Here is a 23,665-nt window from a genome sequence, read left to right on the forward strand (position 1 = left end):
ACAGGTCCCCGTTCCTCGAAGGCACGTCCCCCCGCCACCGTCCGCGACCCCACCCCCCGAGCCGGAGCCGAAGGAGCCGAGCCGTGGCGCGAGAGAACTCCCCCTTCAGCAACTACGCCTACGCCATCCTCACCGCGAACGCCCGGCGCACCCCCGACAAGGTGGCGCTGACGTACTGCGGCGAGCAGAGCTTCACCTACGACCGGCTCAACCGCAGGGTCAACCGGGTGGCGCACGCGCTGCTGGCGGCCGGGGTGACCCCCGGCATGCGGGTGGCGTCGCTGATGAACGAGACCCTGCACGTCGCCGAGGTCTACCTGGCGCAGATGAAGATCGGCTCGGTCGTCGCCGCGCTCAACCCGTACTGGCCCGCCGACACCCTCCGGCAGGTGGTGGAGCGCTCCGAGTGCACGGCGTTCGTGTACGACGCCACGGTGGAGGACGCGGTGGCCTCCATCCGTCCCGAGCTGCCGAACGTGAAGCTGTGGCTGCGCGTCGGCGGGCCGGGCGCCGACGCCGTCGACCTGGACGCGCTGGCCGCCGAGGCGAGCGAGGCCGAGCCGCCGCTCGGCGGGTTCGGCAACGACCTGCTCGCGCTGTTCTACACCTCCGGCACGACCGGCCTGCCGAAGGCCGTCATGCACACCCACTTCAGCTCGCTGGCGTCGGCGCAGATCTGGCTGGACGTGGGCCGCGACCAGGACTCGGTGATGGGCACGGGCGCGATCATCTGGGGCATCGGCTTCCCCGCGCTGGTCGGCCCGGCGTTCTACGCGGGCATGAAGCTGGTGCTGGAGCAGGACTGGGGCCCGGCCAACTTCCTCACGGTGGTGCCGCGCGAGAAGGTCACCCACGTCAGCCTGATCCCCAGCTTCTTCTCGGCGCTGCTCGGCTCGGACGAGCACCGCGACGCCGACCTGTCGTCGCTGCGGGCGATCGTGCTGGGCGGCGAGCCGCTGCTGCCGAGCCTGCGCGAACGCATCATGCGGCGGCTGCCGGACGCGGCGATCTACAGCTACTACGGGCAGACCGAGGCGCCCTACACCTGCTTCGGCCGCCAGGACGACGGCAGCCAGGACATCTCGTCGGTGGGCCGGGCCCGCATGTCCTGCGCGGTGCGGATCACCGACCCGGGCGGCGAACGGGTCGTCGGCGAGGTCGGCGAGATTAACCTGTCCGGCCCCAACCTGATGGCCGGCTACGACGGGCAGCCCGACAAGACCGCCGAGGTGCTGCGCGACGGCTGGTACGTGGGCGGCGACCTGGGCCGCATGGACGAGGCCGGGTTCCTGTACGTGCTGGGCCGCCGCGAGGACTCCATCCTCAAGGGCGGTCAGTGGACGCAGCCCGCGCAGATCGAGGAGGCCGCGATCGAGGTGGACGGCGTGGCCGAGGCCGGGGCGGTCGGGGTGCCCGCGCATCCGGAGGGCCGCGACGCGGTCGAGCAGAAGATCCTGCTGGCCGTCGTCCCGAGATCGGGGGCGACGCTGGACGCCGACGCGGTGCGCGCCGCGCTCGCGGGCCGGCTGCCCGCCCACCGGGCGCCCGACACCGTCGTGGTCGCCGACGAGCTGCCGCACACGCAGGACGCGTCGGGCGGGCCCGGCAAGCTGCTGCGGCGCGGCATCCGCGACCGGTACGCCGACCGCGTCCGGTGACCGGCCCGATGAAGTCGGTTCCCGAGCACGCCGTCAAGGCGTGGATCCGGGGGTTCGGGGTGGCCGTGCCGCGCGGCGCGACCGCCTCGTCCCCCGAAGGCGTGGGAACGGCCGCGCACGGCCTGACCGGCCCGCTGGTGGTCAAGGCCTACGGGCCCGACCTCGTGCACAAGAGCGACGCCGGGGCCGTCCGCCTGGGGCTCGAGTCGCCGCCGGCCGCCTGCGACGCCGCCGCCGAGATGCTCACCGCCCTCGCGGCCCGGGGCGTGACGCCGGACGGCTTCCTGGTGGAGGAGCAGGCCGCGCCGGGCGTGGAGGTCATCGTCGGCGCCGTCCGCGACCCCGCGTTCGGCCCGGTGCTGCTGGTCGGGCTGGGCGGCGTGTGGACGGAGGTGCTGCGCGACACGGCGCTGCGGCTGTGCCCGGTGACCGAGGCCGACGCGCACTCCATGCTGGCCGAGCTGCGCGGCGCCGCCCTGCTGAACGGCTCACGCGGCCGGCCGGGCATCGACCGGGACGCGCTGGTCCGGGTGATGCTGGCGGTCGGCAGCCCCGGCGGGATCGTCGACCGGCTCGGCGACGGGTTCACCGAGTTCGAGCTGAACCCGGTGATCTGCGGCCCGCACGGCGCCGTCGCCGTGGACGCCCGGCTGCTGGGCGCCGACACGCTGCCCACCGGCCGCCGCCCCGCGGGCGACCGGCAGCCGCGCGCCGCGTCCGGCTTCGACCGCCTGTTCGCGCCGCGCGGCATCGCGGTGGTGGGCGCGTCCACCAGGAAGCCCGGGTTCGGCAACATGTTCCTCGGCTTCTACAAGGCGGCGGGCTACAAGGGGACGCTGCTCGCGGTGCACCCCACGGCCGGCGACATCGACGGCGTGCCCTGCGTCCCGTCCCTGACCGACGCCGCCCCGGACGTCGACTACGCGCTGGTGGCCGTGCCCGCGGCGCGCTGCGCCGACGTGGTGCGGCAGGCGGCCGGGATCCCGTACGTGCAGGTGATGAGCGGCGGGTTCCGCGAGATGGGCGCCGCCGACCTGGAGGCCGGCCTGCTGGCGGCGGCACGCGAGGCGGGCGTGCGGCTGCTCGGCCCCAACTGCATGGGCGTGTACGCGCCGGCGGGCGGGCAGACGTTCCTCGGCGGCGAGCCGGGACGCCCCGGGCGCGTCGCGATGATCTCGCAGAGCGGCGGGCTCGCGGGTGAGGTGATCAAGGTCGGCGAGCGGCGCGGGCTGGCGTTCTCCAAGGTCGCCACGGTCGGCAACAGCGCCGACGTGACGCCCGCCGAGCTGCTGCGCTACCTGGCGGCCGACGACGGCACCGCCGTCATCGGCCTCTACCTGGAGGACCCGCGCGACGGCCGGGGCCTGTTCGAGACGCTGCGCGAGGTCGGCAAGCCGGTCGTCGCGCTGGTCGGGGGCCGCAGCCGCCAGGGCCGCACGGCCGCCGCGTCCCACACCGGCGGCATGGTCAGCGACACCCGCGTCTGGTCGGCCCTGGCCGCCCAGACCGGCGTCGCCCTCGTCACCGGCCAGGACGACCTCATCGGCGCCCTGGACTTCCTCGACCTGCACTCCGCGCGCGACGTCGGCCCCGGCCGCGACGTGCTGGTCATCGGGCCGAGCGGCGGCGCGAGCGTCCTGGCCGCCGACGTGTTCGACACCGCCGGCCTGGAACTGACCGCGTTCCCCGACGAGACGAAGGCCGCGCTCCGCGACCTCGGCCTGGGCGCGGGCAGCTCCCTGGCCAACCCCCTCGAAATCCCCGTGGGTCCGCAGGCCGACCCGGACCTGGTGCGCGGCGCCGTCACCGCGATCGTGGCGGACCGCCCGTTCACCGACGTCGTCGCGCACGTCAACGTGCAGAGCTTCTTCACGTTCGGCACCAGCGTCGAGCCGCTGCTGACCTACGCGCGCAGGCTCGGCGCGCTCCAGGAGGAGCTGCCCCGCACGCGCGTCACGCTGGTGCTGCGCAACAGCGAATGCGCGCCGCCCGGGGTCGAGGACGACGTCCGGCGCATCGCCCGCGGCGCCGGGATACCGGTGTACCGCACCATGGAGGCCGCCGCCGTCGCGGTGGCCGCGGGAAAGACGTTCTCCGCGAGGAGCAGGCATGGGACAGCTTGACGGCAAGGTCGCGCTCATCACCGGCGGCGCACGCGGCATGGGCAAGGCGCACGTGCGGCGTTTCGCCGCCGAGGGCGCCAAGGTGGTGTTCGGCGACGTCCTGGAGGAGGAGGGCGCCAAACTCGCCGCCGACCTCGCCGACGCCGGCCGGTTCGTCCACATGGACGTGACCTCGCCGGAGGACTGGCGGAGCGCCGTCGACACCGCCGTGAACGCCTTCGGCCGGCTCGACGTGCTGGTCAACAACGCCGGGATCATCCGGCACAAGAGCATCGAGGAGATGTCGCTGGACGAGTGCCGCCGCATCCTGGACGTCAACCTCGTCGGCCAGTGGCTCGGCATCAAGTCCGTGACAGCGGCCATGCGCGCCGCGGGCGGCGGCTCCATCGTCAACGTGTCGTCCACCGAGGGGTTCATCGGCGCCGCCGGGCTCGCCGCCTACTCGGCCAGCAAGTTCGGCGTGCGCGGCCTCACCAAGGCCGCCGCCCGCGAGCTCGGCCCGGACGGCATCCGCGTGAACTCCATCCACCCCGGCGGCATCATCACGCCGATGTCGATGCAGGACGACGTCGTCAACGCCACCGCCGCCAGCGCCGACGCGTTCATGAAGGCGCTGCCGCTCGGCCGCCTCGGCTCGACCAGGGAGGTCACCGGCCTGCTGGTCTACCTGGCCTCGGACGAGTCGAGTTACTGCACCGGCAGCGAGATCCTGGTGGACGGCGGGATGCTCACCGGCGCGGGCTACTGACCCGTGGACGAAGCTCCGTCCATCCCTCCACGGCCTCCAGTTCGGCGGCCAGCGAGATGAGCGTCGCCTCGTCCGAATCGTGCCCGAGCAGCTGCGCCCCGATCGGCAGCCCCTCCCGGCTCAGCCCCGCGGGGACGTTCACCGCCGGCCACCCCAGCACGTTCCACGTCCAGCAGTAGGGGCAGGCGGCGGCCACCCCCGACTGCGTCCTGCGGTAGGGAACGCCGTCGTAGGCCCCCACCTTCGACGGAAGCTGCGCGGTCGTCGGCGTCAGCACGACGTCCGCGTACTGGAAGATCCTTCCGATCCTCCTGCGCAGCCCCGGGTCCATGCGCCTGGCCAGCGGAAGCAGCCTTCTGCCGACCGTCCTGCCGATCCGCGCCTCCATCTCGGTGCGCGGCTCCGGCGTCGCCCCCGGGAGGGAGTCCAGCCAGTCCGCCACCCCGGCCGTGCCGCGCGGAACCAGCCCCAGCACCACCAGCCCGTAATCGGGGTCGGCCGGGAACACCTTGTGCCCCAGGTCGGTGAGCCTGCGGGCCATCCTCTCCACCGCCGCCCGGATCTGCGGATCGAGCCTGCCGCTCACCCCGAACGCCGTCCTGAACGACACCGCGATCTTTAGCCTGCGCGGCCTGGTCCGGGCCGCCTCCAGGAACGGCGTCACCGGCGCGTCGAGCCGGTACACGTCCTCGGGATGGCTTCCGGTCAGCACGTCCAGCAGCAGCGCCGCGTCCTCGACGCTCCTGGCCAGCGGCCCCCAGACCGTCAGCCCGTTGAACGGATCCCGGTGCGGGAAACCGGACACCCTGCCCCGCTGCGGCTTGATGCCCACCAGGCCCGTCCAGGCCGCCGGAATGCGGATCGACCCCGCACCGTCCGACCCCACCGCCGCCGGGACCATCCCCGCCGCCACGGCCGCCGCCGAACCTCCCGACGACCCTCCCGGCGTGTGCTCGGGGTTCCACGGGTTCCTGGCGCACCCGAACCCCGGCGACTCGCTGAACGGCCACAGCCCCAGCTCGCACGTCGTCGTCTTGCCCACCACGACCGCCCCGGCCGCCTTCAGCCGCCGCACCAGCTCGGCGTCCGCCGTCTTCGGCAGGTGGTCGCCCGGCACCCCGAACGGCGTCGTCTCCCCCGCCAGGTCCGTGTCGTCCTTGATCGCCACCGGGACGCCCAGCAGCGGCAGCCGCTCCCCGTCGGCCAGCCGCCGGTCGGCCTCCGCCGCCGCCTCCCGCGCCGCCTCGGCGCACACCACCCGGAAGGCGCCCAGCCCGTCCAGCTCCGCGATGCGCTCCAGCGACCGCTCGACCAGCTCCTTGGCCGTCACCTGACCGTCCGCCAGCGCCCGCGCCTGCTCGGCCAGCCCCTCCACGCCGCACCTCCGGGTCGGCCCGGGGGGACAACTCGCCCACCCGGGGTATCGTTCGTTCGAACGAACGATAACGGGAACACCACCCGATCCGGAAGACTGGGGTCGATGAACGCCCGTGACCGCATCCTGCACGCCGCCCTGCGCCTGATCGGCGAGCAGGGCGTCGGCGCCGTGACCAACCGTGCCGTCGCCCGCGCGGCCGGCGTCTCCCTCGGCTCGCTGACCTACCACTTCCCGAACCAGTCCGACCTGCTCCGGGAGGCCCTGCACACCTTCGTCGACGAGGAGATCGCCCGGATCACCGCCCACGTCGAACGGCTGCGCACCGCGGGCATCGACGCCGACCAGGCCGCCGACGAGGTGGAGAAGGCCATCGTCGAGTTCTCCTACGGCCCCGAGCAGCTCGCCAACCTCGAACTGCACCTGCACGCGGCCCGCGACCCCGCCGTCCGCGCCACCTCCACCCGCTCCGTCGAGGCCTACGACCGCCTCGCCACCGCCGTCCTGACCGCCCTCGGCATCCCCGACGCCGAACGCCACGCCCCCGCCGTCGTCGCCATGCTCTACGGCCTGGCCGTCCGCCGCCTGTCCACCGGCGACACCACCGCCACCGGCACCGCCGACGCCTTCCGCCTCCTCCTCCGCGGCGCCCTCCCCCGCGACTGACCTCCGCTCCCGAGCGTGAAAACGGCTCTGGCCCGTACGACCCCAGAGCGGATTAAGGGGTCGTACGGGCCAGCCGCCTGTCTCAATCAGGAACCTCGGGTCGGAACCTCAGCCGACGTTCGCTCTGCTCTCCAGCCTCTGCACCTCCGCCGAAAGTCTTGCTGTGACACCCAAGACGCTAAGCCGCCCACCCCCCGCGACGACCTCTCTTAAGGTTCACTTAGGGAACGCCTGAGCCACCCTTATTCCGGTCCACTCCGGGGCTCCGTTGTTGGACGAGAAGTCTGCATTCACCTGCGGTAACGCATGGTTCTTAGGCGGCGTCTCAGAGGGTGTACGTACGGGTGACCGCCACGAGTCCGCCGTCCTCGCGGGTCGAGGCGGCCAGATTCGGCGGCATGGCCGTGAATCCCGGGACGCTCCGCAGGCCGTCGGTCTCGGCGATGGCGGTGACGCGGACCCGGCCCGTCCCCGGCACGCGGAGCGTGATCTCGGCGCCTTCGGCGGGCAGGCCACGGAAGCGCACCTCGCCCGGCCAGGTCCGGGCCCGTGTTCCCGTGACGGGGACGGTCACGGGGGTCAGGCCGCGGACGGCCGCCGTGGCCTGGGTGATCGGACGTTCGACGCGGAGGGTGACCGATCGGGCGCCGCGGCCGACGCGCACGCGCAGCCTGAGCGTGTCACCGGAGCGGCTCACCAGCGACAGGCGGGGGGCGGCGGCGCGAACGGCGGGGGCGGGCCCCGTCCAGAGAGTGCCGCGCGCGTAGCCGGGTGGGAGCGCCGCGGTGTCATGGCCGGAGACGTAGCGTCTGGTCCAGGCGGGCGGTTCGGTGTCGGCGCTGACCCAGTGGGCCTTCCGTCCGTCGGCGTCCATCACGTACGACAGGTGCGTGCGCCCCGGGTTGTCCGCGTCGAAGCGATCGACGGCCAGTCCGGCGGCGACCAGCGCGCCCGCCAGCACCACGCCGACGGCCGGGACGGCGAGCCGCCACCGGCGGCGCTCGGGCAACGCGAGCTCCGCGAAGGGCAGCAGCGTCAACAGGAACAGCGCCACCATCAGGGCGGCGGCACCGCCCAGCGCCAGCCCCATGCCCGCGAACACCGTCCTGGCCAGCGCGGGCAGCAGGATCGCCGACACGATCGTCCCCACCGTCAGCGCGGCCATCCGCCCCCGGGGCAGCAGTAGCGCCCCCAGCCCGCCCAGGGCGCACGTCAGCGCGGGGAGGGTGAAGACGAACGCGGCGCCCGGCGCGTAGGCCGCGCACACGACCCCCAGCGCTGCGGGCCAGCCCAGCGCGCCGACCGCCAGCGCACAGGGCCCCACCACGCGCCGCAGCGCCAGGTACCAGACCAGCACTGAGACTCCGGCCAACATCGCGACGGCCGCCTGGAACGCCCCGGGTCGATGCAGCAGCCCGCCCATCACGTCGTACGTGGGCCGCACCCCGGCCAGCAGCGCCCACACCACCTGCGCCAGCACCACCGACAGCAGCAGCGGCAGGATCCCCGACAGGGTGCCCACGGCCAGGCGGGGCAGGCTGAGCAGCCGCCTGCGGCGCGCGGCCAGCGCCAGCGCGGCGACCGCCGCCACCGACAGCACGGCCAGCGGCCACACCAGCCACTGCGGATACGTCACCATCACGCCGAAGATCCGGAAGTAGGTGGCGTCGTGGTCGGCCTTCACCGTCGCCAGGTCCGCGTCGCCCAGGGTGCGCGCCAGCGCCAGCATCGTGGAGCCGTGGTGCTGGAGGCTGCCCCGGTCCATCTGGGCGAGGGAGTCCTGGGCGGTGTGGTAGCGCGAGGAGCGTTCGATGTAGGCGAAGTTCATGCCGGTGAAGCCGGCCTTGGTCAGCGGTGTGAAGTCGGTGTTGTTCGGCAGCAGCCGGTACAGCGCCACCATGGACGAGTCGCCCCGGGGGTGCGGCGCGGCCTGCGCGAACGTCCGCACGAGCCCGGCGTTGGCCTCGGACGTCTCGAACATCATGGAGGGCCCGGCGACCCCGCGCGCCTCGAAGTTCAGCAGCACCCCGCCGGCACGGCCCAGCGGGTGCAGCCGGGCGAACGCCTCCGCGCCGAGCACGCCGTCCTCCTCGCCGTCGCTCATCAGCAGCACCAGGTCGTTGCGGAGCCCGGCGTTCCCGAGCGCCCGGACGGTCTCCAGCATGGCGGCGACGGCCGCGGCGTCGTCGGAGGCGCCGGGCCCCATCGCCGCCGAGTCGTAGTGCGCCGCGATCAGCACGGTCCCGGTCGGATCGGTGCCGGGCCGCGTGGCCACCACGTTGTGGACCTGCCCGAACGACGCCAGCCCCCGGGAGGAGTTCGCCCCGACCGCCCGCTGCGTCTCGACCCGCAGTCCCGCCGCCCGCAACTGCTCCACCAGGTAGTTCCTGGCGCGTTCGCCGGCCGCGCTGCCGATCGGGCGCGGTTCGGCGGCGAAGCGTTCCAGGTGGCGCATGGCCCGTTCGGCGCTGAACTCCCCGCTCGGCGCCGAGGCGGGCAGTGGCCGCATGGCACCGCCGGTCGCCGCGACCAGAAAGGCCACCGCCGCCAGGCCGAGAAGACCGGCCAGCCCGGCCCGGATCCGGTGCGGGACCTCGATCAACGTTCCCCTCATGGACACGGAACGCTAGGCCCGGGGCTCTGCCCGCCGTAATGATGCGCGTGCCCCGATCCGCCTGCGGTTTTCCGCACGGCGGGACGGCGGAAAACCGCCACGGCGCCGCACGGCACGGACGCGGCGGGTCAGGCGATGACGCGGGGTCCGGTCCGGGGCCGGTTCCAGATCTGCAGCAGGCCCCGGGTTCCGGCGGAGTGGAAGCGCAGGCGGTAGTCGCCATGCCCGGCGGGCAGCGGCGGGAGGTCCAGGGCGCGTCCGGCCAGCTCGTGGAGGGTGACGTAACCGGTGTGGAAGCGGCAGCTCAGTTCCGCGATGCGGGGGTACGAGCGGTCCGGCCCCGGGTCGGCCGGTGAGATCAGGACGGTCAGCGGAAGATCGCCGTCGTGGACGGGCGCCCACAGGAGCGCCGCACCGGGGACGGCGTCGATCAGCTCGCCCGCGGACTCGGCGTGCGGGGGGACGGGGATGATCTCGCCGAGCGATCGGCCCTTGTCGATCAGGACGACCTGGCCCGCCCGGACGCGCAAGGTCAGGTCGAGGCGTTGAGGGGTCGCGGTGGTGCGGCGGTCCGGGGCGAACCAGGACGGGACGCCTCCGGGGAAGCCGCGCCGGGCGAGGGCGGCGGTGTACTCCTCGTCGGTCATCTGGAGCGCGCGTTCGGCGACCCCCGGCACATCACCCGGCTCGGGCCGTTCGTAGGTGCCGATGGCGATGAACTGCGAGGTCACGGCGGGGTCGGGCGGATGCCACCGGGTAACGCGGACCGTTCCGCAGCGACGGCAGGGGACGCGGCGGACGTTGACGGTGCGGCCGTCCGGATCGGTCTCGGTGCCGGTGGGTTCCAGCACGTTCAGCTCGGGGAAGTCGTGTTCGCCGCCGCACTCCTTGATGATCATTTCCATGGCGACGTCGTCGCGGCTGGGCAGGGACCCCATCAGCGGTCACCTCCGGGCCGGGGCAGCAGGGCGCGGCCGCGTTCGGGGGTGAGCGTCTCGGCCAGGACCGGCTCGGTGAGCAGGACGACCGGCGCGATGTGGTCGGTGGATCTCGGCCGCCAGAGGGGCAGCGCGTCGCCGACGGCCCGCCACAGGGCGTCCGGGTCGCCCGCGCGCCGGTCCAGCGCCGCACGGACGAGCTCGGTGAACTCGGGGTTGCCGTAGTCCGGCCGGACCTCGGAGCGGCGCAGGCGCGCCTGGTACTCGGCGACGAGCACCACCAGTGCGGGGTCCCTGCCCATCGCCATCTGCAGGATCGAGTTGCGGTGGGGCGAACTGACCTGTCCGTGCTGGACGAACAACAGGGGCAGGAACTCCTCGGTGAACAGCGGATCGGAGAGGAACCCGTCGGGGGTGAACGAGGGGTGCAGCAGTCGTCCCAGGAGCTGTTCGGCCTCGTAGGTGCGTCCGAGAAACAGCAGGATCTGCGCGCGCAGAACGGCGGCCCGCGCGTGGCCGAAGTTCTCGGCCTGCGCCAGGACGGCCTCGGCCCCGTCGACGTCACCGGCGAGGGCGTCGCGGCGTGCCTGCTCGACCTTGGCCGCCCACGAGTCGCGCGTCGCGCCCTCGGGCCGGCGCATCCGGTGGAACTCGGCGTACAGGTCCTCCATGAGCGCGGTGAACGACGGGAAGCGCTCGGGCGGCGCGGCACGCCAGGAGAACAGGCTGTAGGCGGCCCACTCCCCGTTCTCGTCCACGTCCCCCGGGTCGAGGTACAGGATGCCCGCGTCCGTCTCCAGGGAGATCAGCAGCCCGCGGCTGATTGGACCGTCGCCGCCGTCGGCCTCCTCCTCTTCGACGGGCTCGTCCCAGTCCTGCCAGTACGGCTCCAGGTCGCGCACCCAGCCGAGGTCGGACGTGCCGCGCATGCGCCACACGAAGATCCCCGCGTTGCGCCAGCCGTCGGTGGTCAGCAGGAACTCGCGGTAGGACGGCGGCAGACGCGTACCGAGCCGCTCCTCCGCGGCGACGACGGCCTCAGGGGGCGCCGGATCGAACCCGAGCCATCCGTCGCGGACCACTTCCGGATCCAGCTCGTCGGGCTCGGTGCAGCCGATCCATTCCTCGCTCCACCTGGTCAGCCATGGTCTCCAGTCCATGGCAAGACCCTGGCGCACACCTCCGACAAAACGCGGAAAAGGGACTCTCATCGGGCGGACGACGCCGTCCACCCGATGAGTTTCGGACGCGGCACCTGTCTCCATTGGCACACGCAACCGAGGGGAGCACGACGATGAGGATCACCCTGGCGACGTTCCTGACGCTGGACGGGGTCATGCAGGGCCCGGGGGCACCCGACGAGGACACCCGCGACGGGTTCCGGCACGGCGGCTGGCAGGCGCCCTACGCGGACGAGGGACTGGCGACCTACACCGCCGAGTGGTTCGCCGAGGCCGACGCCTTCCTCCTGGGCCGCAGGACCTACGAGATCTTCGCGGCCTACTGGCCGCTCGTCACCGACGAGAACCACCCCATCGCGGCCCCCCTCAACACCCTCCCCAAGTACGTCGTCTCGACCACGCTGGACAAGGCCGAGTGGAACAACTCGACGCTCATCAAGACCGACGTCATCGAGAAGATCGCCGAGTTGAAAAGCCGCCCCGGCCGCGAACTGCAGATCCACGGCAGCGGCGTGCTCGCCCAGTCCCTGCTGGACCACGGCCTGATCGACGAACTCCGCCTGTGGACGTACCCCGTCGTCCTGGGCACCGGCAAGCGCCTGTTCGAGCCGGGCCGCACCCCCACGGCCCTGCGCCTGGTCGACTCCAGGCCGACCAGCAGCGGCTGCGTGCTCAACGTCTACCAGCCGGCAGGCAAGCCCACCTACGGCGACTTCACCGAGGAATGACACCTCGCCCAGCAGACCCGCGCGCTCGCGCGTCGGCCTGGGACGGCTGTGATCGCCCGGGTGCCAGACTGCGGCCATGGACGTTCGGCAGCTCGAGTACTTCCTGGCGGTCGTGGATCACGGCAGTGTCAGCAAGGCGGCGATGGCCCTGTACGTCGCTCAGCCGTCGCTGTCCCAGGCGATTCGGTCTCTCGAGCGGGATCTCGGGCAGACGCTGTTCCATCGCATCGGGCGCCGGTTGGTGCTCACCGAGGCCGGCCGGGTGTTGATCGAGCCGGCTCGGCAGGTGGTGCGCGGGCTGGAGAACGCGCGGGCGAGCGTGGAGTCGGTCGCCGGGCTGGCGGTGGGGCGGGTCGAGATCGCGGCGATGCCGTCGCAGGCCGTGGAGCCGCTGGCCAGGATGATCCAGGCGTTCGTCGAGCGACACCCGGGGATGTCGGTGTCCGTGCGGGCGGCCTTCACGGCCACGGCGGTGATCGACCAGGTGCGCGGAGGGCAGGCGGAGGTGGGGCTCCTGGCCGCGACCGACCTGCCCGTGGCGTCGGGCGTCACCCTGGAACCGATCGGCCGCCAGCGGTTCGTGCTGATCGCGCCCACCGACGGTCCGTTCGCGGCGGGCTCCACCGTGCGGACCGAGGATCTGGCCGGGCAACGACTGATCGTGGGCCAGCCCGGGACCGGGATGCGGCGGGTGGTGGATGAGATCCGCGCCTCCGGGGTCGAGCTGACGCAGGTGGTGGAGACCGAGTTCAGGGAGGCGATCCTGCCTCTGGTGCTGGGCGGCGTCGGGATCGCGGTGCTCGCCGACTCGTGGGCGCCGCTGGCCCGCCGGGCAGGTGCCCTCGCCCTGGATCTGGACCCGCCGAGGTACCTGCACCTGGCGCTGGTGCGGCGTGAACAGCTCACGCCGACCGCAGACGCCTTCCTCACGGCCGCGCGCGAACTATAGGCCGAGCCTATAAGGAGCGCTCACTCTGCGTATTGGACGCGAGCCGGTATCTGCTGATGCCATCTGTGGCATGACGGATTACCGGATCGCTCTCATTCCCGGAGACGGAATCGGCAGGGAAGTGACACCCGCCGCATGCGCGGTGCTGGACGCGGTCGGCGCACGCCACGGCATCGCATTCACCTATGACGAGTTCGACTGGTCGTGTGCCCGGTACCGCGCGCTCGGCGCGATGATGCCCGATGACGGCCTTTCCCGGATCCGGCGGCACGACGCGATCTTCCTCGGCGCCGTCGGCGACCCGTCGGTGCCCGACCACGTCTCACTGTGGGGCCTGCTCATTCCCATCCGCCGGGGATTCCGGCAGTACGTCAATCTGCGCCCGGTCAAGGTGTTCGAGGGAGTGGAAAGCCCGGTGCGGCGTGCGGTGGCGGGCGAGGTCGATCTCGTCGTCGTCCGGGAGAACGTGGAAGGGGAGTACAGCGAGATCGGTGGCCGGCTGGGCCGAGGCTTCCCCGAGGAAATGGCCGTGCAGGAGGCCGTTTTCACCCGCGCCGGCGTGACCCGGGTCGCCGGCTACGCGTTCTCGCTCGCGGCGTCCCGCCGCAACCGGTTGACCTCGGCGACGAAGTCGAACGGGATCGTGCACACGCTGCCGTTCTGGGACGAGCTCGTCGCGGAGGTCGGAAGGTCCTACCCGGACGTCACGTGGGATGCCGAGCACATCGATGCCCTGTGCGCCAAGGTGGTCCTCGACCCGGCGCGTTTCGACGTGATCGTCGCCTCGAACCTGTTCGGCGACATTCTCAGTGACCTGACCGCGGCGGTGGCGGGCAGCATCGGCATCGCACCCGCGGCGAACATCAACCCGGAGCGGGAGTTCCCGTCGATGTTCGAGCCGGTGCACGGTTCCGCGCCGGACATCGCCGGCCGCGGGATCGCCAACCCGCTCGGTGCGGTCTGGACCGCGGCCATGCTGCTGGACCACCTCGGGCACCCGGAAGCCGCCAAGGAGATCGAGCAGGCGATGGCCGCCGTGCTCGCCAAGACACCGATCCGCACCCCCGACCTCGGCGGTTCGGCCACCACCGAGGCGTTCACCAAAACCATTCTGGAATTCCTCGGAATGTAGTTTCCCCACCCCCGGCCGGTTGCCACGAGGAGGAACAACCATGGCCGCTACCTCGACGACCCACCCCGATGACGTCCGCAGACCCTGGCACCGCCAGCTCTACGTATGGGTGCTGGCCGGAATCGCGGCGGGTGTCATAGTCGGTTTGTGCTGGCCCGCCTTCGGCGCTTCGCTCGAGCCGGTCGGCAACATGTTCATCGCGGCGATCAAAATGGTGGTCGCGCCGGTCGTTTTCGTCACCGTCATCACCGGCATCGCCGGTGTGGACAGCCTGCGCCGAGTGGGCCGGATCGGCTGGAAGGCGCTGCTGTACTTCCAGTGCGCCACCCTGGTCGCGATGCTCCTCGGTCTCATCTCGATCAACGTGTTCCGCCCGGGCGAGGGCATGCACGCCGATCCGACGAAGATCAAGTTGACCGAGTCGGCGGCCGGTCTGGTCACGCGGGGCGAGCACCAGAACTGGTGGCATTTCGTCACCGACATCGTTCCGTCGAGCATGGTCGCGCCCTTCGTGGAGGGCAACGTTCTGCAGGTGGTGTTCATCGCCGTGCTCACCGGCATCGCGCTGCACGCGGTCGGCCCCGTCGGCGCACCGCTCGTGGACGGCCTGAGCCGTGCCGGCGCCGTCATCTTCAAGATGCTCGGTTACGTCATGTACGCGGCGCCGGTGGGCGCGTTCGGCGCCATGGCCTACACGGTCGGCAAGTTCGGCGGTTCCACGCTCCTCGGGCTCGGGAAGCTCATCCTGGTGTTCTACGGAACCGCGGCGTTCTTCATCGTCGTGGTCCTCGGCGCGGTCGGGCTGGTCATCCGGGTCAACATCGTCAAGCTGCTGCGGTACTTCCGGGAGGAACTGCTGCTGGTCGTCGGCACCTCGACCACCGACACGGTGCTGCCCCGGCTGATGACCAAGCTCGAGAACCTCGGGGTGCCGCGTGACATCGTCGGCCTGGCCGTGCCGACCGGGTACTCGTTCAACATGGACGGCATCGCGATGTACCTGTCGCTGGCCGCCGTGTTCATCGCCCAGGCCACGGACACCCCGTTGTCGCTCGGCGCCCAACTGGCCCTCGTCGCGGTGATGATCCTGACCTCGAAGGGCTCCGCGGGGGTCACCGGTGCAGGGTTCGTCGTCCTCGCCGCGACCCTGTCCACCACGGGGGTGGTCCCGGTCGCGGGCCTGATGCTGATCTTCGGGATCGACAAGTTCATGTCCGAATGCCGCGCCGTCACCAACTTCTGCGGCAACGCCATCGCCTCGCTGGTGATCGCCCGCTGGGAGCGCGCGCTCGACCCCGCCCGGGTTCGCCGCGTCCTCAACGGCGACCCGCAGACCGCACCTGCCGCCCTCAGCGTCGAACGCAGCGTCTCCCATGCATGACCGGCGAACCCTGCTCGCCCGAATCGGCGTCCGAGCGCAGTTCCCTGACCGAACCGAGAGGATCCGATGAGCGTTCCGCTCCCCAGCTCGTTCACCTACCGGACCATCGACGCCGACGGCGTGCGCATCAACTGCGCGGTGGGCGGCGACGGGCCGCCGATCCTGCTCCTGCACGGTTATCCGCAAACGCACCTGATCTGGCACCACGTCGCCCCGAGACTCGCCACCGACCACACCGTCGTGCTCACGGACCTCCGCGGTTACGGCGACAGCCACAAACCGCGGCCGGGCCAGGACGACGCCGAGTACTCCAAGCGCGCCATGGCCCGCGACCAGCTGCTGGTCATGCGCTCCCTCGGATTCGACCGGTTCGGCATCGCCGGCCACGACCGCGGCGGACGCGTCGGCCACCGCCTCGCACTGGACGCACCGGATGCCGTCACGGCGCTGGCCGTCCTGGACATCGTCCCGACGCACCACGCCTTCGGCCACGCGGACATGACCTTCGGCCTCGGCTACTACCACTGGTTCTTCCTCGCCGCCGGCAACGGCATCCCGGAACGGCTCATCGGCCGCGACCCCGAATTCTGGATCACTGCCCGGATGACCGCCCGCCACCACGGCGGCACGCCGTTCGACCCCGCGGCCGTCGCCGAGTACGTGCGGTGCTTCTCCGACCCGGCCGCGATCGCCGCCTCCTGTGCCGACTACCGGGCCGCGGCGGGCATCGACCTCCGCCACGACGAGGCGGACGCCGGCCGCACCATCGCCTGCCCGCTGCTGGCCCTGTGGGGCGAGCACAGCTTCGTCGGCCGCACCTACGACGTCCTCGCCGCCTGGCGCGGCTACGCCGGTGACGTCCGCGGACGGGCTCTACCCAGCGACCACTACCTCCCCGAAGAACAACCCGAACTGGTGACCACCGCCCTGCGCGACTTCTTCTCCTCCTAGCTAGGCCGCATCGAGAACTTGTCACGGGCCGGGAGCTAGGCCAAGTCGCACTCACCGCGCTTCACACAAGGCCATCAAAACGGCACAGTCCTCGGCCCGCTCAGGGCCGAGGACTGATGCGTGCGCCGTCAGCGGGCCGCAGCGATCAGTTCCAAGGTCTGTTCGAGTTCACGGCCCGGAGCCGGCTCGGAGCTCCACATCAGCCGCAGATCATCGCCATGCCGGCGCGGGACCACATGGGTGTGGAAGTGAAAGACCTCCTGCCAGGCGGCCTCGCCGGTGGAATGCACGACGTTCACGCCGTCGGGCGCCAACGCCGCCTTCACCAGCGCGGCGACCCGATGCACCATCCGGGCGACATGCGCGTGGGCGGTCTCGGAGATCGCCCACACGTCGGCGGCATGTTCTCGCGGAACGACCAGCGTGTGTCCCGGCGACGCAGGGGCGATGTCGAGGAACGCCACCGTGTGCTCGTCCTCGAGGACCCGATAGGACGACAGCCGCCCGGCAACGATCTCGCAAAAGGTGCAGTCGCTCACGCACCCGATAATCGCATCCGCCAACCCCGCCCCGCCAAGGCGAAATGCCCAGCACGCGTGCGGCGCCGGTGCCGCGGAGTTCTTCACCGCGCTCGGCGGGCTCGGCGGGGTCATCGTGGAGGCCGGGCACAGCTTCCAGCCGGACCGGATGTTCGCCGCCGTCGTGGTGCTCATGGTGGCCGCCGTCGTGCTGACGTGGCTGATCGGCCTCGCGGAGCGGCGGATCGCGCCGTGGAACCGCTCGCTCACCGGAGACGGGCAGTGAGCGCGCCGCGCCGGGTCATCGTCGGCGTGTCGGGCGCGACGGGCACCGCGCTGGCGGTGCGGACGCTGCAGCTGCTCGGCGCAGCGGGGATCGAACGGCATGTGGTGGTGAGCCCGGCGGCCCGGCGGACGGCCGCCTACGAGATGCCGGACGCCGAGTTCGGCGAGCACGCCGAGGCGGTGCACAACTTCCGCGACATCGGCGCCTCCATCGCCTCCGGGTCCTACCCGGTGGACGCCATGGTGGTGATCCCCTGCAGTGTCCGGACGCTCGGCGCCATCGCCGCCGGGATCGCGGACAACCTGCTGGTGCGGGCCGCCGACGTCACGTTGAAGGAACGCAGGCCGCTGGTGCTGTGCGTCCGCGAGACCCCGCTGCACCTCGGCCACCTGCGCGCGATGGTCACCGCCACCGAGATCGGCGCGATCATCGCGCCCCCGATGCCCGCCTTCTACGCGGCCCCCGAGTCGATCGACGACGTGGTGGACCACACGGTCGCGCGGACGCTGTCGCTCATCGGGGTGGAGGCGCCGGGCGCCCCGCCGTGGCAGGGCACCCGCTCCTCCTAGAGCCGGCCCGCTGCCTGTGAGCGCGCCCACCGTCCCGGCCGGTCGGGATCCTCGCGGCCCCCGGCCGGCCGGCGGCGATCGGTGAAGCGGGGACGGACGCAGCAGCGCGCCGCGTTCAGTCGGGGATGGACTGTTCGGTCCAGATGGTCTTGCCGCTGCAGGTGTAGCGGGTGCCCCAGCGTTGGGCGAGGGCGGCGACGAGCTGCAGGCCGCGGCCGCCCTCGTCGGTGGGGGCGCTGCGGCGGATCAGGGGGGTGGTGAGGCTGCCGTCGGACACCTCGCAGATCAGCGTGCGGCTGCGCAGGAGGCGGACGCGGAGCGGGCCCTTGGCGTGCCGGATGACGTTGCCGACCAGTTCGCTCACCAGGAGCTCGGTGGTCATGAGCAGATCAGAGAGGTCCCAGGCGGCCAGCTGGCGCCGGACGAGCTCGCGGGCCTGGCCGGCGGCCTTGGGGTCCTCGGGCAGCGCCCACGAGGCGATGTTGTCGGGAGCGAGCCGATGCGTGCGCACGAGCAGGAGCGCGGCGTCGTCGCCGGCCCGGTGGCTCGGCGGGATGAAGGCGGCGGTGAGGGTGTCGCACACCGTCTCCAGGGACGCGGCCGCCCCGTTGCGCGCGGTGGCGCTGAGCGTCCGCGCGAGCTGCGCCATGCCCTTGTCGATGTCGCGGTCGGCCGCCTCGACGAGGCCGTCGGTGTAGAGGACCAGCAGGCTGCCGTCGGGCAGGTTGACGGAGGCCGTGTCGATCGGCGGAGAGGCCGCGCCCAGCGGCGGGTTGCCCGCGGTCGTCAGGTAGGTGACGGTGCCGCCGTGCGAGACGACGGCGGGCGGGGGGTGGCCGGCGCAGCCGAAGGCGAAGTCGCCCGTGACCGGGTCGTAGATGCCGTAGAGGCAGGTGGCGTAGCTGTCCTCGCCCAGGTCGCCGACGATGCCGTTGAGGCGGTCGAGGATGTCGTCGGGGGCCAGGTCGAGGTCCGACAGGGTGCGGACGGCGGTGCGCAGGCGCCCCATGGTGGCGGCCTCCGACAGGCCGTGGCCCATGACGTCGCCGATGACCAGGGCGACCCGGTCGGCCGACAGCGGGATGATGTCGTACCAGTCGCCTCCGACCTCCGTCCCGTTCCCGGCGGGCTGGTAGTGGGCGGCGGCCGAGACGGCGGGCAGTGACGGCAGGTCGCGGGGCAGCAGGTCGCGCTGGAGCTCCCGGGCGCGCGCGGCGGCGGCGTCGTACAGGCGCGCCCGTTCCAGCGCCTGGGCGATCAGGCTGCTGAGCGCGGTGAGCAGGGTGCGCTCCTCCTCACCGAGACGGCACGGCCGGTCGAACGAGAGGACGCCGACGCCGATGGCGCGTCCCGACGCGATGAGCGGCAGGAACACCCGGGCGTCCTTGTCCACGGACATGGGGAAGTCGCCCACCTGGGGGTAGCGCGCGATCAGTTCGTCGCCCGACTCGAAGAACAGCGGGATGCGGGTCCGCAGCACCTCCCCTATGGGCGAGTCGTCGGGGAACGGTTCGCCGGAGAGCTGGTCGATCAGCTCGCCGCTGTAGCCGGTGATGCCGACGAGGTAGAGCCGGACGTTCTCCACCGTGGCGATGATGAGTCCCGAGGCGTGGAAGGCCGGCAGGACGCTGTCGGCGAAGGCGGTGACGACGTCCTGGGTGGTCACGGCCTCGGCGAGGGCCCAGGTGAGCTGCTCCATGAGCGCCGCGCGGTCGGCGGCCTGCCCGGTGCCCCTGGGCCCGGCCCCGGGCGGGCACCGGTCGGTGATGTCGGTGATGGTGAGGGTGAAGCCGTCGGGGACCGGGATGATCCGCAGGCGGTACCACCAGTCGCCGCCCGGCAGGGTGATCTCCAGGTCGGCCGGCACGTCGTCGGCCATGGCCGTACGGCAGCGATCCGCCAGCTCGGGCACGCCGCGGAACGCGGGCACGTCCCACAACCGCCGTCCGATCATGCGGTGCGAGGAGCCGAGCAGGCGGTCCGCCGCCTCGTTGGAGTAGGCGATCCGCCCGTCGGCCTCGACGAAGAGGAAGCCGTCACTCATGTGCCGCAGGGCACGCCCGACCGAGCCGAGGGCGGCGTACGTTCCGGTACCGCCGCCCGCGGCGCCGACCAGTCCGACCGACCGGCCCTCCCCAGACCATTCGTTCACCGAGCCCCCTCCCCCGGACGAAGCCGTCCCGGCACCGCCGTGACCGACCTGCTCCCGGCGGCGGGACCTTTTGCTCCGAGGAGCGGGAAATTTCCGATTCCGCCAGTAACGATAGAGGCCGCCGGGCATCCGGCGTGGCGAGCGTTCTGCCGCCCGCCGCTGTTTTTAGGGATATTTGAGAATTTCTTGGAGATGGTCACAGCGCTTCACGGAACAGCTGCTCGACGTCGCTCTCGGTCGCCTCGCGCGGGTTGGTCGCCATGCAGGCGTCCTTGAGGGTGGTCGCCGCGAGCCGGGGGATCGCCTTCTCCGTCAGGCCGACGGCCCTCAGCCCCCCCGGCACGCCCACCGCGTCGGCCAGCCGCTCGACCTTGTCGGCGAGCAGGTACGCGGCGTCCTCCGGGGAGCACCTGCCGACGTCGATGCCCGCGGCGGCGGCCAGCGGGACGTAGCGGCTCGGGTCCGTCCGCGCGTTGAACCTGATCACGTGCGGGAGCAGCACGCCGTTGATGACGCCGTGCGGGGCGTCCAGCAGGCCGCCCACCTGGTGGCTCATGGCGTGGGTGGCGCCGAGGATGGCGCTGGTGAAGGCCATCCCGGCCTCCAGCGCGCCCTGGGCCATCGCCATCCGCGACCCGGCCTCCTCGGGACGGTCCATGGTGCGGTCCAGATGGCGGACCACCAGGCGCACCGCGTCCAGCGCCCGCCGGTCGGTGAGCGGGCTGTGCGCCCGCGACACGAACGACTCGATCCCGTGGGTGAGGGCGTCCAGCCCGGTCGCGGCGTTCAGCCACTCCGGCATCGTGGTCAGCAGCCGCGGGTCGATGATCGAGATGTCCGGCACGACCGCCTCGCTGATGATGACGGCCTTCACCAGGTGCACCGTGTCGGTGACGACCGCGAACTGGGTGACGTCCGATCCGGTGCCCGAGGTGGAGGGCACCATCATGGTGGGCGGAAGCGGCCGCGTGACCCGGTCGACGCCCTCGTAGTCGAGGATCCGGCCGCCGTTGCCGGCCAGGATCGCCACGCTCTTGGCCGCGTCGATGCAGGACCCGCCGCCCAGGCCGATCACCATGTCGCAGGAGTTGTCCCGGTAGGCGGCGAACGCCGCCTCGACCTCGTGGTCCTTGGGGTTCGGCGTGATGTCGTGCCACACGACGGGACGGAGTCCCGACAGGCGCAGGTGCCCGACGGCCTCGGCGACCCATCCCGCCTCGACCAGGCCCGGGTCGGTCACCAGGAAGGGCCGGCGCGCGCCGCCGCGCAGCGCGCAGCAGCCCACGTCGGCCAGCGCCCCCGGGCCGAAGACGATCTCGGGGCTGCCGGTTCTGGCCACTCTCGTCTGGGCGGGGACCGACTCCAGGTTCTTCGTCCGCGGGCCAGTGAGTTCCACCGCGTCCACGCTTCCGCACATCCGGAAAATCCGCCCCGCGCCTGACGGTCGTCCATGCGGCGCCGGCCGGATGCCAAGGAATTCCGGTGCGCTCACTGGTGAGAAAAGCCTTGGCCGTAAAAAGTATACGCGCAGGTCAGCCGCCTTGCCTGCCCCGTCGCGCCCTCACGAGACACAACGCGGCTGCGGAATTCAGGTGCGCGAGTGGCGGCGGCGGACCAGGCGGCGGGAGCGCCGGGGCGGGGGCAGCCATTTGGTGCGGAACCACATCTGGACCTGGGCGCCGCCCAGGACGGAACGGTGGATCCGCAGGTAGCCGCCGGTGGCCTCGGCGGCGCGGCGGGCGATGTCCAGGCCGAGGCCGGTGGAGCCGCCGCCGCTGCGGCCCCGCTGGAGGGCCGCGTCGGGGTCGGCGATGCCGGGGCCCGCGTCGGCGACCAGGATCCCGGTGATGCCCTCGCCGACGTGCAGGGTGACGGCGAAGCCCGTGCCTTCGGGGGTGTGACGGAAGACGTTGCCGAGAAGGGCGTCCACGGCGGCGGCCAGCTCGGTGGCGGGCAGCGGCAGCGGCGCCGGGCGGTCGGCGCCGATCAGCTCGCAGCCGCGGCCCTCGTCCTCGGCCAGGACGGACCAGAACTCGACGCGTTCCCGCAGCACCTTGGCGGCGTCGCAGCTGCCGCGGCCCTGCGGGCGGCGGACGGTGCGGATGATCTGGTCGACCTCGCGTTCGATGCGGTCGACGGCCTCGCGGGTCTGGTCGGCCACGGGACCCGCGCCCAGGGCCTCGGCGTTCAGCCGCAGCGCGGCGAGGGGCGTGCGCAGGCGGTGGGACAGGTCGGCGGCCATCTCCCGTTCGGCGGCCAGGAGCTGGACGACGTGGTCGGCCATGGCGTTGAAGGCGGTGCCGGCCTCGACGAGTTCGGGCGGGCCGTCCGGTTCGATGCGGACGCTCAGGTCGCCCGCGCCGAAGGCGCCCGCCGCCTCGGCCAGGCGCCGGGTGGAGCGGATCATGCGGGCGCCCAGCCGGTCGGCGACGGCGACCGAGCCGGCGACCAGCGCGGCGGCGACGGCGGTCATGACGCTCCACGCCTGCCAGACGCCCCGGGTCAGTTCCTCGTCGGGGATGAAGACCTCGACGACGGCGGTGCGGCCCGCGTCCAGCGCGACGGGCTGCAGGAGCGCCCACCCGCCGGGGACGCGGGCGGTGTGCCAGCGGCCGCGGCGGCCGGCCTCGGCGAGCTGTTCGGGGCGGGCGCGGACGGCCTCGCCGCCGGTCTGCTCGGGCACCACGGTGCCGTCGGGCATGTGCACGGCCATCCGGCGGGCGGCGCCCGCCTGGGTGCTGGCGACGGCGCGTTCGAGGGCGGCCGGGTCCTCGGTGACGACGAGCACGGGGCCGAGGGCGCTGGCCTGCCGTTCGGCGGTGGTCAGCGCCCGGTCGCGGGCGATCTCACGCACGGTCAGCGCCAGCGGGATGAGGAACGCCAGCGCGACCATGGAGGTGACCGCCAGCGACACCAGCACCAGCGTGCGCCTCACGCTCGCCTCCGCGCCACGACACCGTCCCGGCGAGTCGTACGGTCCGCGGCCGGCCGCGGTTCGATCATGCCCTGTCGTCGGGCTCGGCGAGCCGGACGCCGACGCCGCGCACCGTGTGCAGGTAGCGGGGCTTGGCGGCGGTCTCGCCCAGCTTGCGGCGCAGCCAGGACAGGTGGACGTCGATGGTCTGGTCGTCGCCGTAGGCCTGGCGCCACACCTCGGCCAGCAGCTCGCGGCGCGCCACCACACGGCCGGGACGGGCGGCCAGGTAGGCCAGCAGGTCGAACTCGCGCCGGGTGAGCTCCAGCGGCGCGCCGTCCAGAGTGACCTCGCGGCGGTCCAGGTCGATGCGCAGGCCGCCCACGCGCAGCTCGGCGGTCGGGCCCGAGCGGGACGCGCGGCGCAGCACCGCGGTGAGCCGGGCGCTCAGGTGCTCGGCCGAGAACGGCTTGATCAGATAGTCGTCGGCGCCCGCGTTGAGCAGCCGCACGATCTCCGGCTCGTCGTCGCGGGCGGTCGCGATGATGACCGGCACGTCCGACACGCCGCGCAGCATCTTCAGCACCTCGCCGCCGTCCAGGTCGGGCAGCCCGAGGTCGAGTATCACCACGTCGGGAGGCGTCTGGGTGACCTCGCGCAGCGCGTCCATCGCGGTCCCCGCGCTGCGCACCACGTGCGACCGCGCGCTCAACTCCCGGATCAGGGCGGTACGGACGTTCGCGTCGTCCTCCACCACCAGCACACTCGCCATGCCCGAACCG

General features: G+C 72.6%; 20 protein-coding genes. 11 read left to right on the forward strand and 9 right to left on the reverse strand.

What is annotated here, in order from left to right; genetic code table 11:
- Positions 1-83 precede the first annotated feature (83 nt).
- The 3 genes from ABZ801_RS08995 to ABZ801_RS09005 are packed head-to-tail and all read left to right on the forward strand — an operon-like array spanning position 84 to position 4,529.
- Entirely contained in the window at positions 84-1,658 is a 1,575-nt protein-coding gene (locus ABZ801_RS08995; protein WP_344948345.1) for a class I adenylate-forming enzyme family protein, read from the forward strand.
- Positions 1,659-1,666: 8 nt separating this feature from the next.
- On the forward strand, positions 1,667-3,781 hold the full coding sequence (locus tag ABZ801_RS09000; protein WP_360694759.1) for an acetate--CoA ligase family protein: 2,115 nt from the start codon (positions 1,667-1,669) through the stop codon (positions 3,779-3,781).
- The gene (locus tag ABZ801_RS09005) at positions 3,768-4,529 is read left to right on the forward strand and encodes a glucose 1-dehydrogenase (protein WP_360694762.1); all 762 of its coding nucleotides are present in this window, start codon (positions 3,768-3,770) and stop codon (positions 4,527-4,529) included. The genes ABZ801_RS09000 and ABZ801_RS09005 overlap by 14 nt, the downstream gene beginning before the upstream one ends.
- On the opposite strand, the gene ABZ801_RS09010 is transcribed toward ABZ801_RS09005, so the two are convergent.
- Positions 4,510-5,904, reverse strand: a complete 1,395-nt coding sequence (locus tag ABZ801_RS09010; protein WP_360694765.1) for an amidase — start codon at positions 5,902-5,904, stop codon at positions 4,510-4,512. The genes ABZ801_RS09005 and ABZ801_RS09010 overlap by 20 nt on opposite strands.
- Positions 5,905-6,009: 105 nt before the next feature.
- On the opposite strand from ABZ801_RS09010, the gene ABZ801_RS09015 reads away from it, so the two are divergent.
- On the forward strand, positions 6,010-6,570 hold the full coding sequence (locus ABZ801_RS09015) for a TetR family transcriptional regulator (RefSeq protein WP_360694768.1): 561 nt from the start codon (positions 6,010-6,012) through the stop codon (positions 6,568-6,570).
- 325 nt (positions 6,571-6,895) lie between these two features.
- On the opposite strand, the gene ABZ801_RS09020 is transcribed toward ABZ801_RS09015, so the two are convergent.
- The 3 genes from ABZ801_RS09020 to ABZ801_RS09030 all read right to left on the reverse strand — a co-directional run bounded on the left by ABZ801_RS09020 (position 6,896) and on the right by ABZ801_RS09030 (position 11,282).
- Entirely contained in the window at positions 6,896-9,184 is a 2,289-nt protein-coding gene (locus tag ABZ801_RS09020; RefSeq protein WP_360694771.1) for a M28 family peptidase, read from the reverse strand.
- Between the two features lie 128 nt (positions 9,185-9,312).
- A complete protein-coding gene (locus tag ABZ801_RS09025; RefSeq protein WP_360694774.1) occupies positions 9,313-10,122 on the reverse strand; it encodes a hypothetical protein in 810 nt (269 codons plus the stop codon).
- On the reverse strand, positions 10,122-11,282 hold the full coding sequence (locus tag ABZ801_RS09030) for an SMI1/KNR4 family protein (RefSeq protein ID WP_360694778.1): 1,161 nt from the start codon (positions 11,280-11,282) through the stop codon (positions 10,122-10,124). Before ABZ801_RS09030 ends, ABZ801_RS09025 begins: the two co-directional genes overlap by 1 nt.
- Before the next feature lie 134 nt (positions 11,283-11,416).
- Here ABZ801_RS09030 and ABZ801_RS09035 point away from each other — a divergent pair, with 134 nt between their 5' ends.
- The 5 genes from ABZ801_RS09035 (at position 11,417) to ABZ801_RS09055 (ending at position 16,444) form a co-directional block, all read left to right on the forward strand.
- On the forward strand, positions 11,417-12,031 hold the full coding sequence (locus tag ABZ801_RS09035; RefSeq protein WP_360694781.1) for a dihydrofolate reductase family protein: 615 nt from the start codon (positions 11,417-11,419) through the stop codon (positions 12,029-12,031).
- A gap of 76 nt (positions 12,032-12,107) precedes the next feature.
- Positions 12,108-12,980 carry a LysR family transcriptional regulator gene (locus ABZ801_RS09040; protein ID WP_360694784.1) on the forward strand — a complete coding sequence of 291 codons (873 nt, stop codon included), beginning with the start codon at positions 12,108-12,110 and terminating at the stop codon, positions 12,978-12,980.
- 70 nt (positions 12,981-13,050) lie between these two features.
- Positions 13,051-14,112 (forward strand): tartrate dehydrogenase, encoded by a 1,062-nt coding sequence (locus ABZ801_RS09045; protein ID WP_360694787.1) that lies wholly within the window; start codon positions 13,051-13,053, stop codon positions 14,110-14,112.
- Positions 14,113-14,152: 40 nt separating this feature from the next.
- Positions 14,153-15,493, forward strand: coding sequence for a C4-dicarboxylate transporter DctA (gene dctA, locus ABZ801_RS09050; protein ID WP_360694790.1), 1,341 nt, complete (start codon positions 14,153-14,155; stop codon positions 15,491-15,493).
- Positions 15,494-15,559: 66 nt separating this feature from the next.
- The gene (locus ABZ801_RS09055) at positions 15,560-16,444 is read left to right on the forward strand and encodes an alpha/beta hydrolase (protein ID WP_360694793.1); all 885 of its coding nucleotides are present in this window, start codon (positions 15,560-15,562) and stop codon (positions 16,442-16,444) included.
- A gap of 128 nt (positions 16,445-16,572) precedes the next feature.
- Here ABZ801_RS09055 and ABZ801_RS09060 read toward each other — a convergent pair whose 3' ends face one another.
- Positions 16,573-16,983: an HIT domain-containing protein gene (locus tag ABZ801_RS09060; RefSeq protein WP_360694796.1), complete on the reverse strand. Its 411-nt coding sequence runs from the start codon at positions 16,981-16,983 to the stop codon at positions 16,573-16,575.
- On the opposite strand from ABZ801_RS09060, the gene ABZ801_RS09065 reads away from it, so the two are divergent.
- Both ABZ801_RS09065 and ABZ801_RS09070 read left to right on the forward strand, forming a co-directional pair.
- On the forward strand, positions 16,970-17,248 hold the full coding sequence (locus ABZ801_RS09065; protein ID WP_360694799.1) for a hypothetical protein: 279 nt from the start codon (positions 16,970-16,972) through the stop codon (positions 17,246-17,248). The genes ABZ801_RS09060 and ABZ801_RS09065 overlap by 14 nt on opposite strands.
- Positions 17,245-17,817: a UbiX family flavin prenyltransferase gene (locus ABZ801_RS09070; RefSeq protein WP_360694802.1), complete on the forward strand. Its 573-nt coding sequence runs from the start codon at positions 17,245-17,247 to the stop codon at positions 17,815-17,817. Before ABZ801_RS09065 ends, ABZ801_RS09070 begins: the two co-directional genes overlap by 4 nt.
- 115 nt (positions 17,818-17,932) lie before the next feature.
- Here the strand turns inward: ABZ801_RS09070 and ABZ801_RS09075 are convergent, their stop codons facing one another.
- The 4 genes from ABZ801_RS09075 to ABZ801_RS09090 all read right to left on the reverse strand — a co-directional run bounded on the left by ABZ801_RS09075 (position 17,933) and on the right by ABZ801_RS09090 (position 23,655).
- Positions 17,933-19,969, reverse strand: coding sequence for a SpoIIE family protein phosphatase (locus ABZ801_RS09075; protein WP_360694805.1), 2,037 nt, complete (start codon positions 19,967-19,969; stop codon positions 17,933-17,935).
- Between the two features lie 196 nt (positions 19,970-20,165).
- The gene (locus ABZ801_RS09080) at positions 20,166-21,365 is read right to left on the reverse strand and encodes an iron-containing alcohol dehydrogenase (protein WP_360694808.1); all 1,200 of its coding nucleotides are present in this window, start codon (positions 21,363-21,365) and stop codon (positions 20,166-20,168) included.
- Positions 21,366-21,557: 192 nt separating this feature from the next.
- Positions 21,558-22,904, reverse strand: coding sequence for a HAMP domain-containing sensor histidine kinase (locus ABZ801_RS09085; RefSeq protein WP_344948278.1), 1,347 nt, complete (start codon positions 22,902-22,904; stop codon positions 21,558-21,560).
- A 64-nt stretch (positions 22,905-22,968) separates the two neighbouring features.
- The gene (locus ABZ801_RS09090) at positions 22,969-23,655 is read right to left on the reverse strand and encodes a response regulator transcription factor (RefSeq protein ID WP_344948276.1); all 687 of its coding nucleotides are present in this window, start codon (positions 23,653-23,655) and stop codon (positions 22,969-22,971) included.
- Between the last annotated feature and the right edge of the window lie 10 nt (positions 23,656-23,665).

Source organism: Actinomadura sp. NPDC047616 (assembly GCF_040642915.1).
Lineage (GTDB): Bacteria > Actinomycetota > Actinomycetes > Streptosporangiales > Streptosporangiaceae > Spirillospora > Spirillospora miaoliensis.

Coding starts and splice junctions, on each gene's coding strand:
- ABZ801_RS09005 (WP_360694762.1), top strand. CDS start 3,768: ATGGGACAGCTTGACGGCAAGGTCGCGCTCATCACCGGCGGCGCACGC.
- ABZ801_RS09015 (WP_360694768.1), top strand. CDS start 6,010: ATGAACGCCCGTGACCGCATCCTGCACGCCGCCCTGCGCCTGATCGGC.
- ABZ801_RS09090 (WP_344948276.1), bottom strand. CDS start 23,655: ATGGCGAGTGTGCTGGTGGTGGAGGACGACGCGAACGTCCGTACCGCC.
- ABZ801_RS09020 (WP_360694771.1), bottom strand. CDS start 9,184: ATGAGGGGAACGTTGATCGAGGTCCCGCACCGGATCCGGGCCGGGCTG.
- ABZ801_RS09025 (WP_360694774.1), bottom strand. CDS start 10,122: ATGGGGTCCCTGCCCAGCCGCGACGACGTCGCCATGGAAATGATCATC.
- ABZ801_RS09030 (WP_360694778.1), bottom strand. CDS start 11,282: ATGGACTGGAGACCATGGCTGACCAGGTGGAGCGAGGAATGGATCGGC.
- ABZ801_RS09040 (WP_360694784.1), top strand. CDS start 12,108: ATGGACGTTCGGCAGCTCGAGTACTTCCTGGCGGTCGTGGATCACGGC.
- dctA (WP_360694790.1), top strand. CDS start 14,153: ATGGCCGCTACCTCGACGACCCACCCCGATGACGTCCGCAGACCCTGG.
- ABZ801_RS09035 (WP_360694781.1), top strand. CDS start 11,417: ATGAGGATCACCCTGGCGACGTTCCTGACGCTGGACGGGGTCATGCAG.
- ABZ801_RS09055 (WP_360694793.1), top strand. CDS start 15,560: ATGAGCGTTCCGCTCCCCAGCTCGTTCACCTACCGGACCATCGACGCC.
- ABZ801_RS09000 (WP_360694759.1), top strand. CDS start 1,667: ATGAAGTCGGTTCCCGAGCACGCCGTCAAGGCGTGGATCCGGGGGTTC.
- ABZ801_RS09045 (WP_360694787.1), top strand. CDS start 13,051: ATGACGGATTACCGGATCGCTCTCATTCCCGGAGACGGAATCGGCAGG.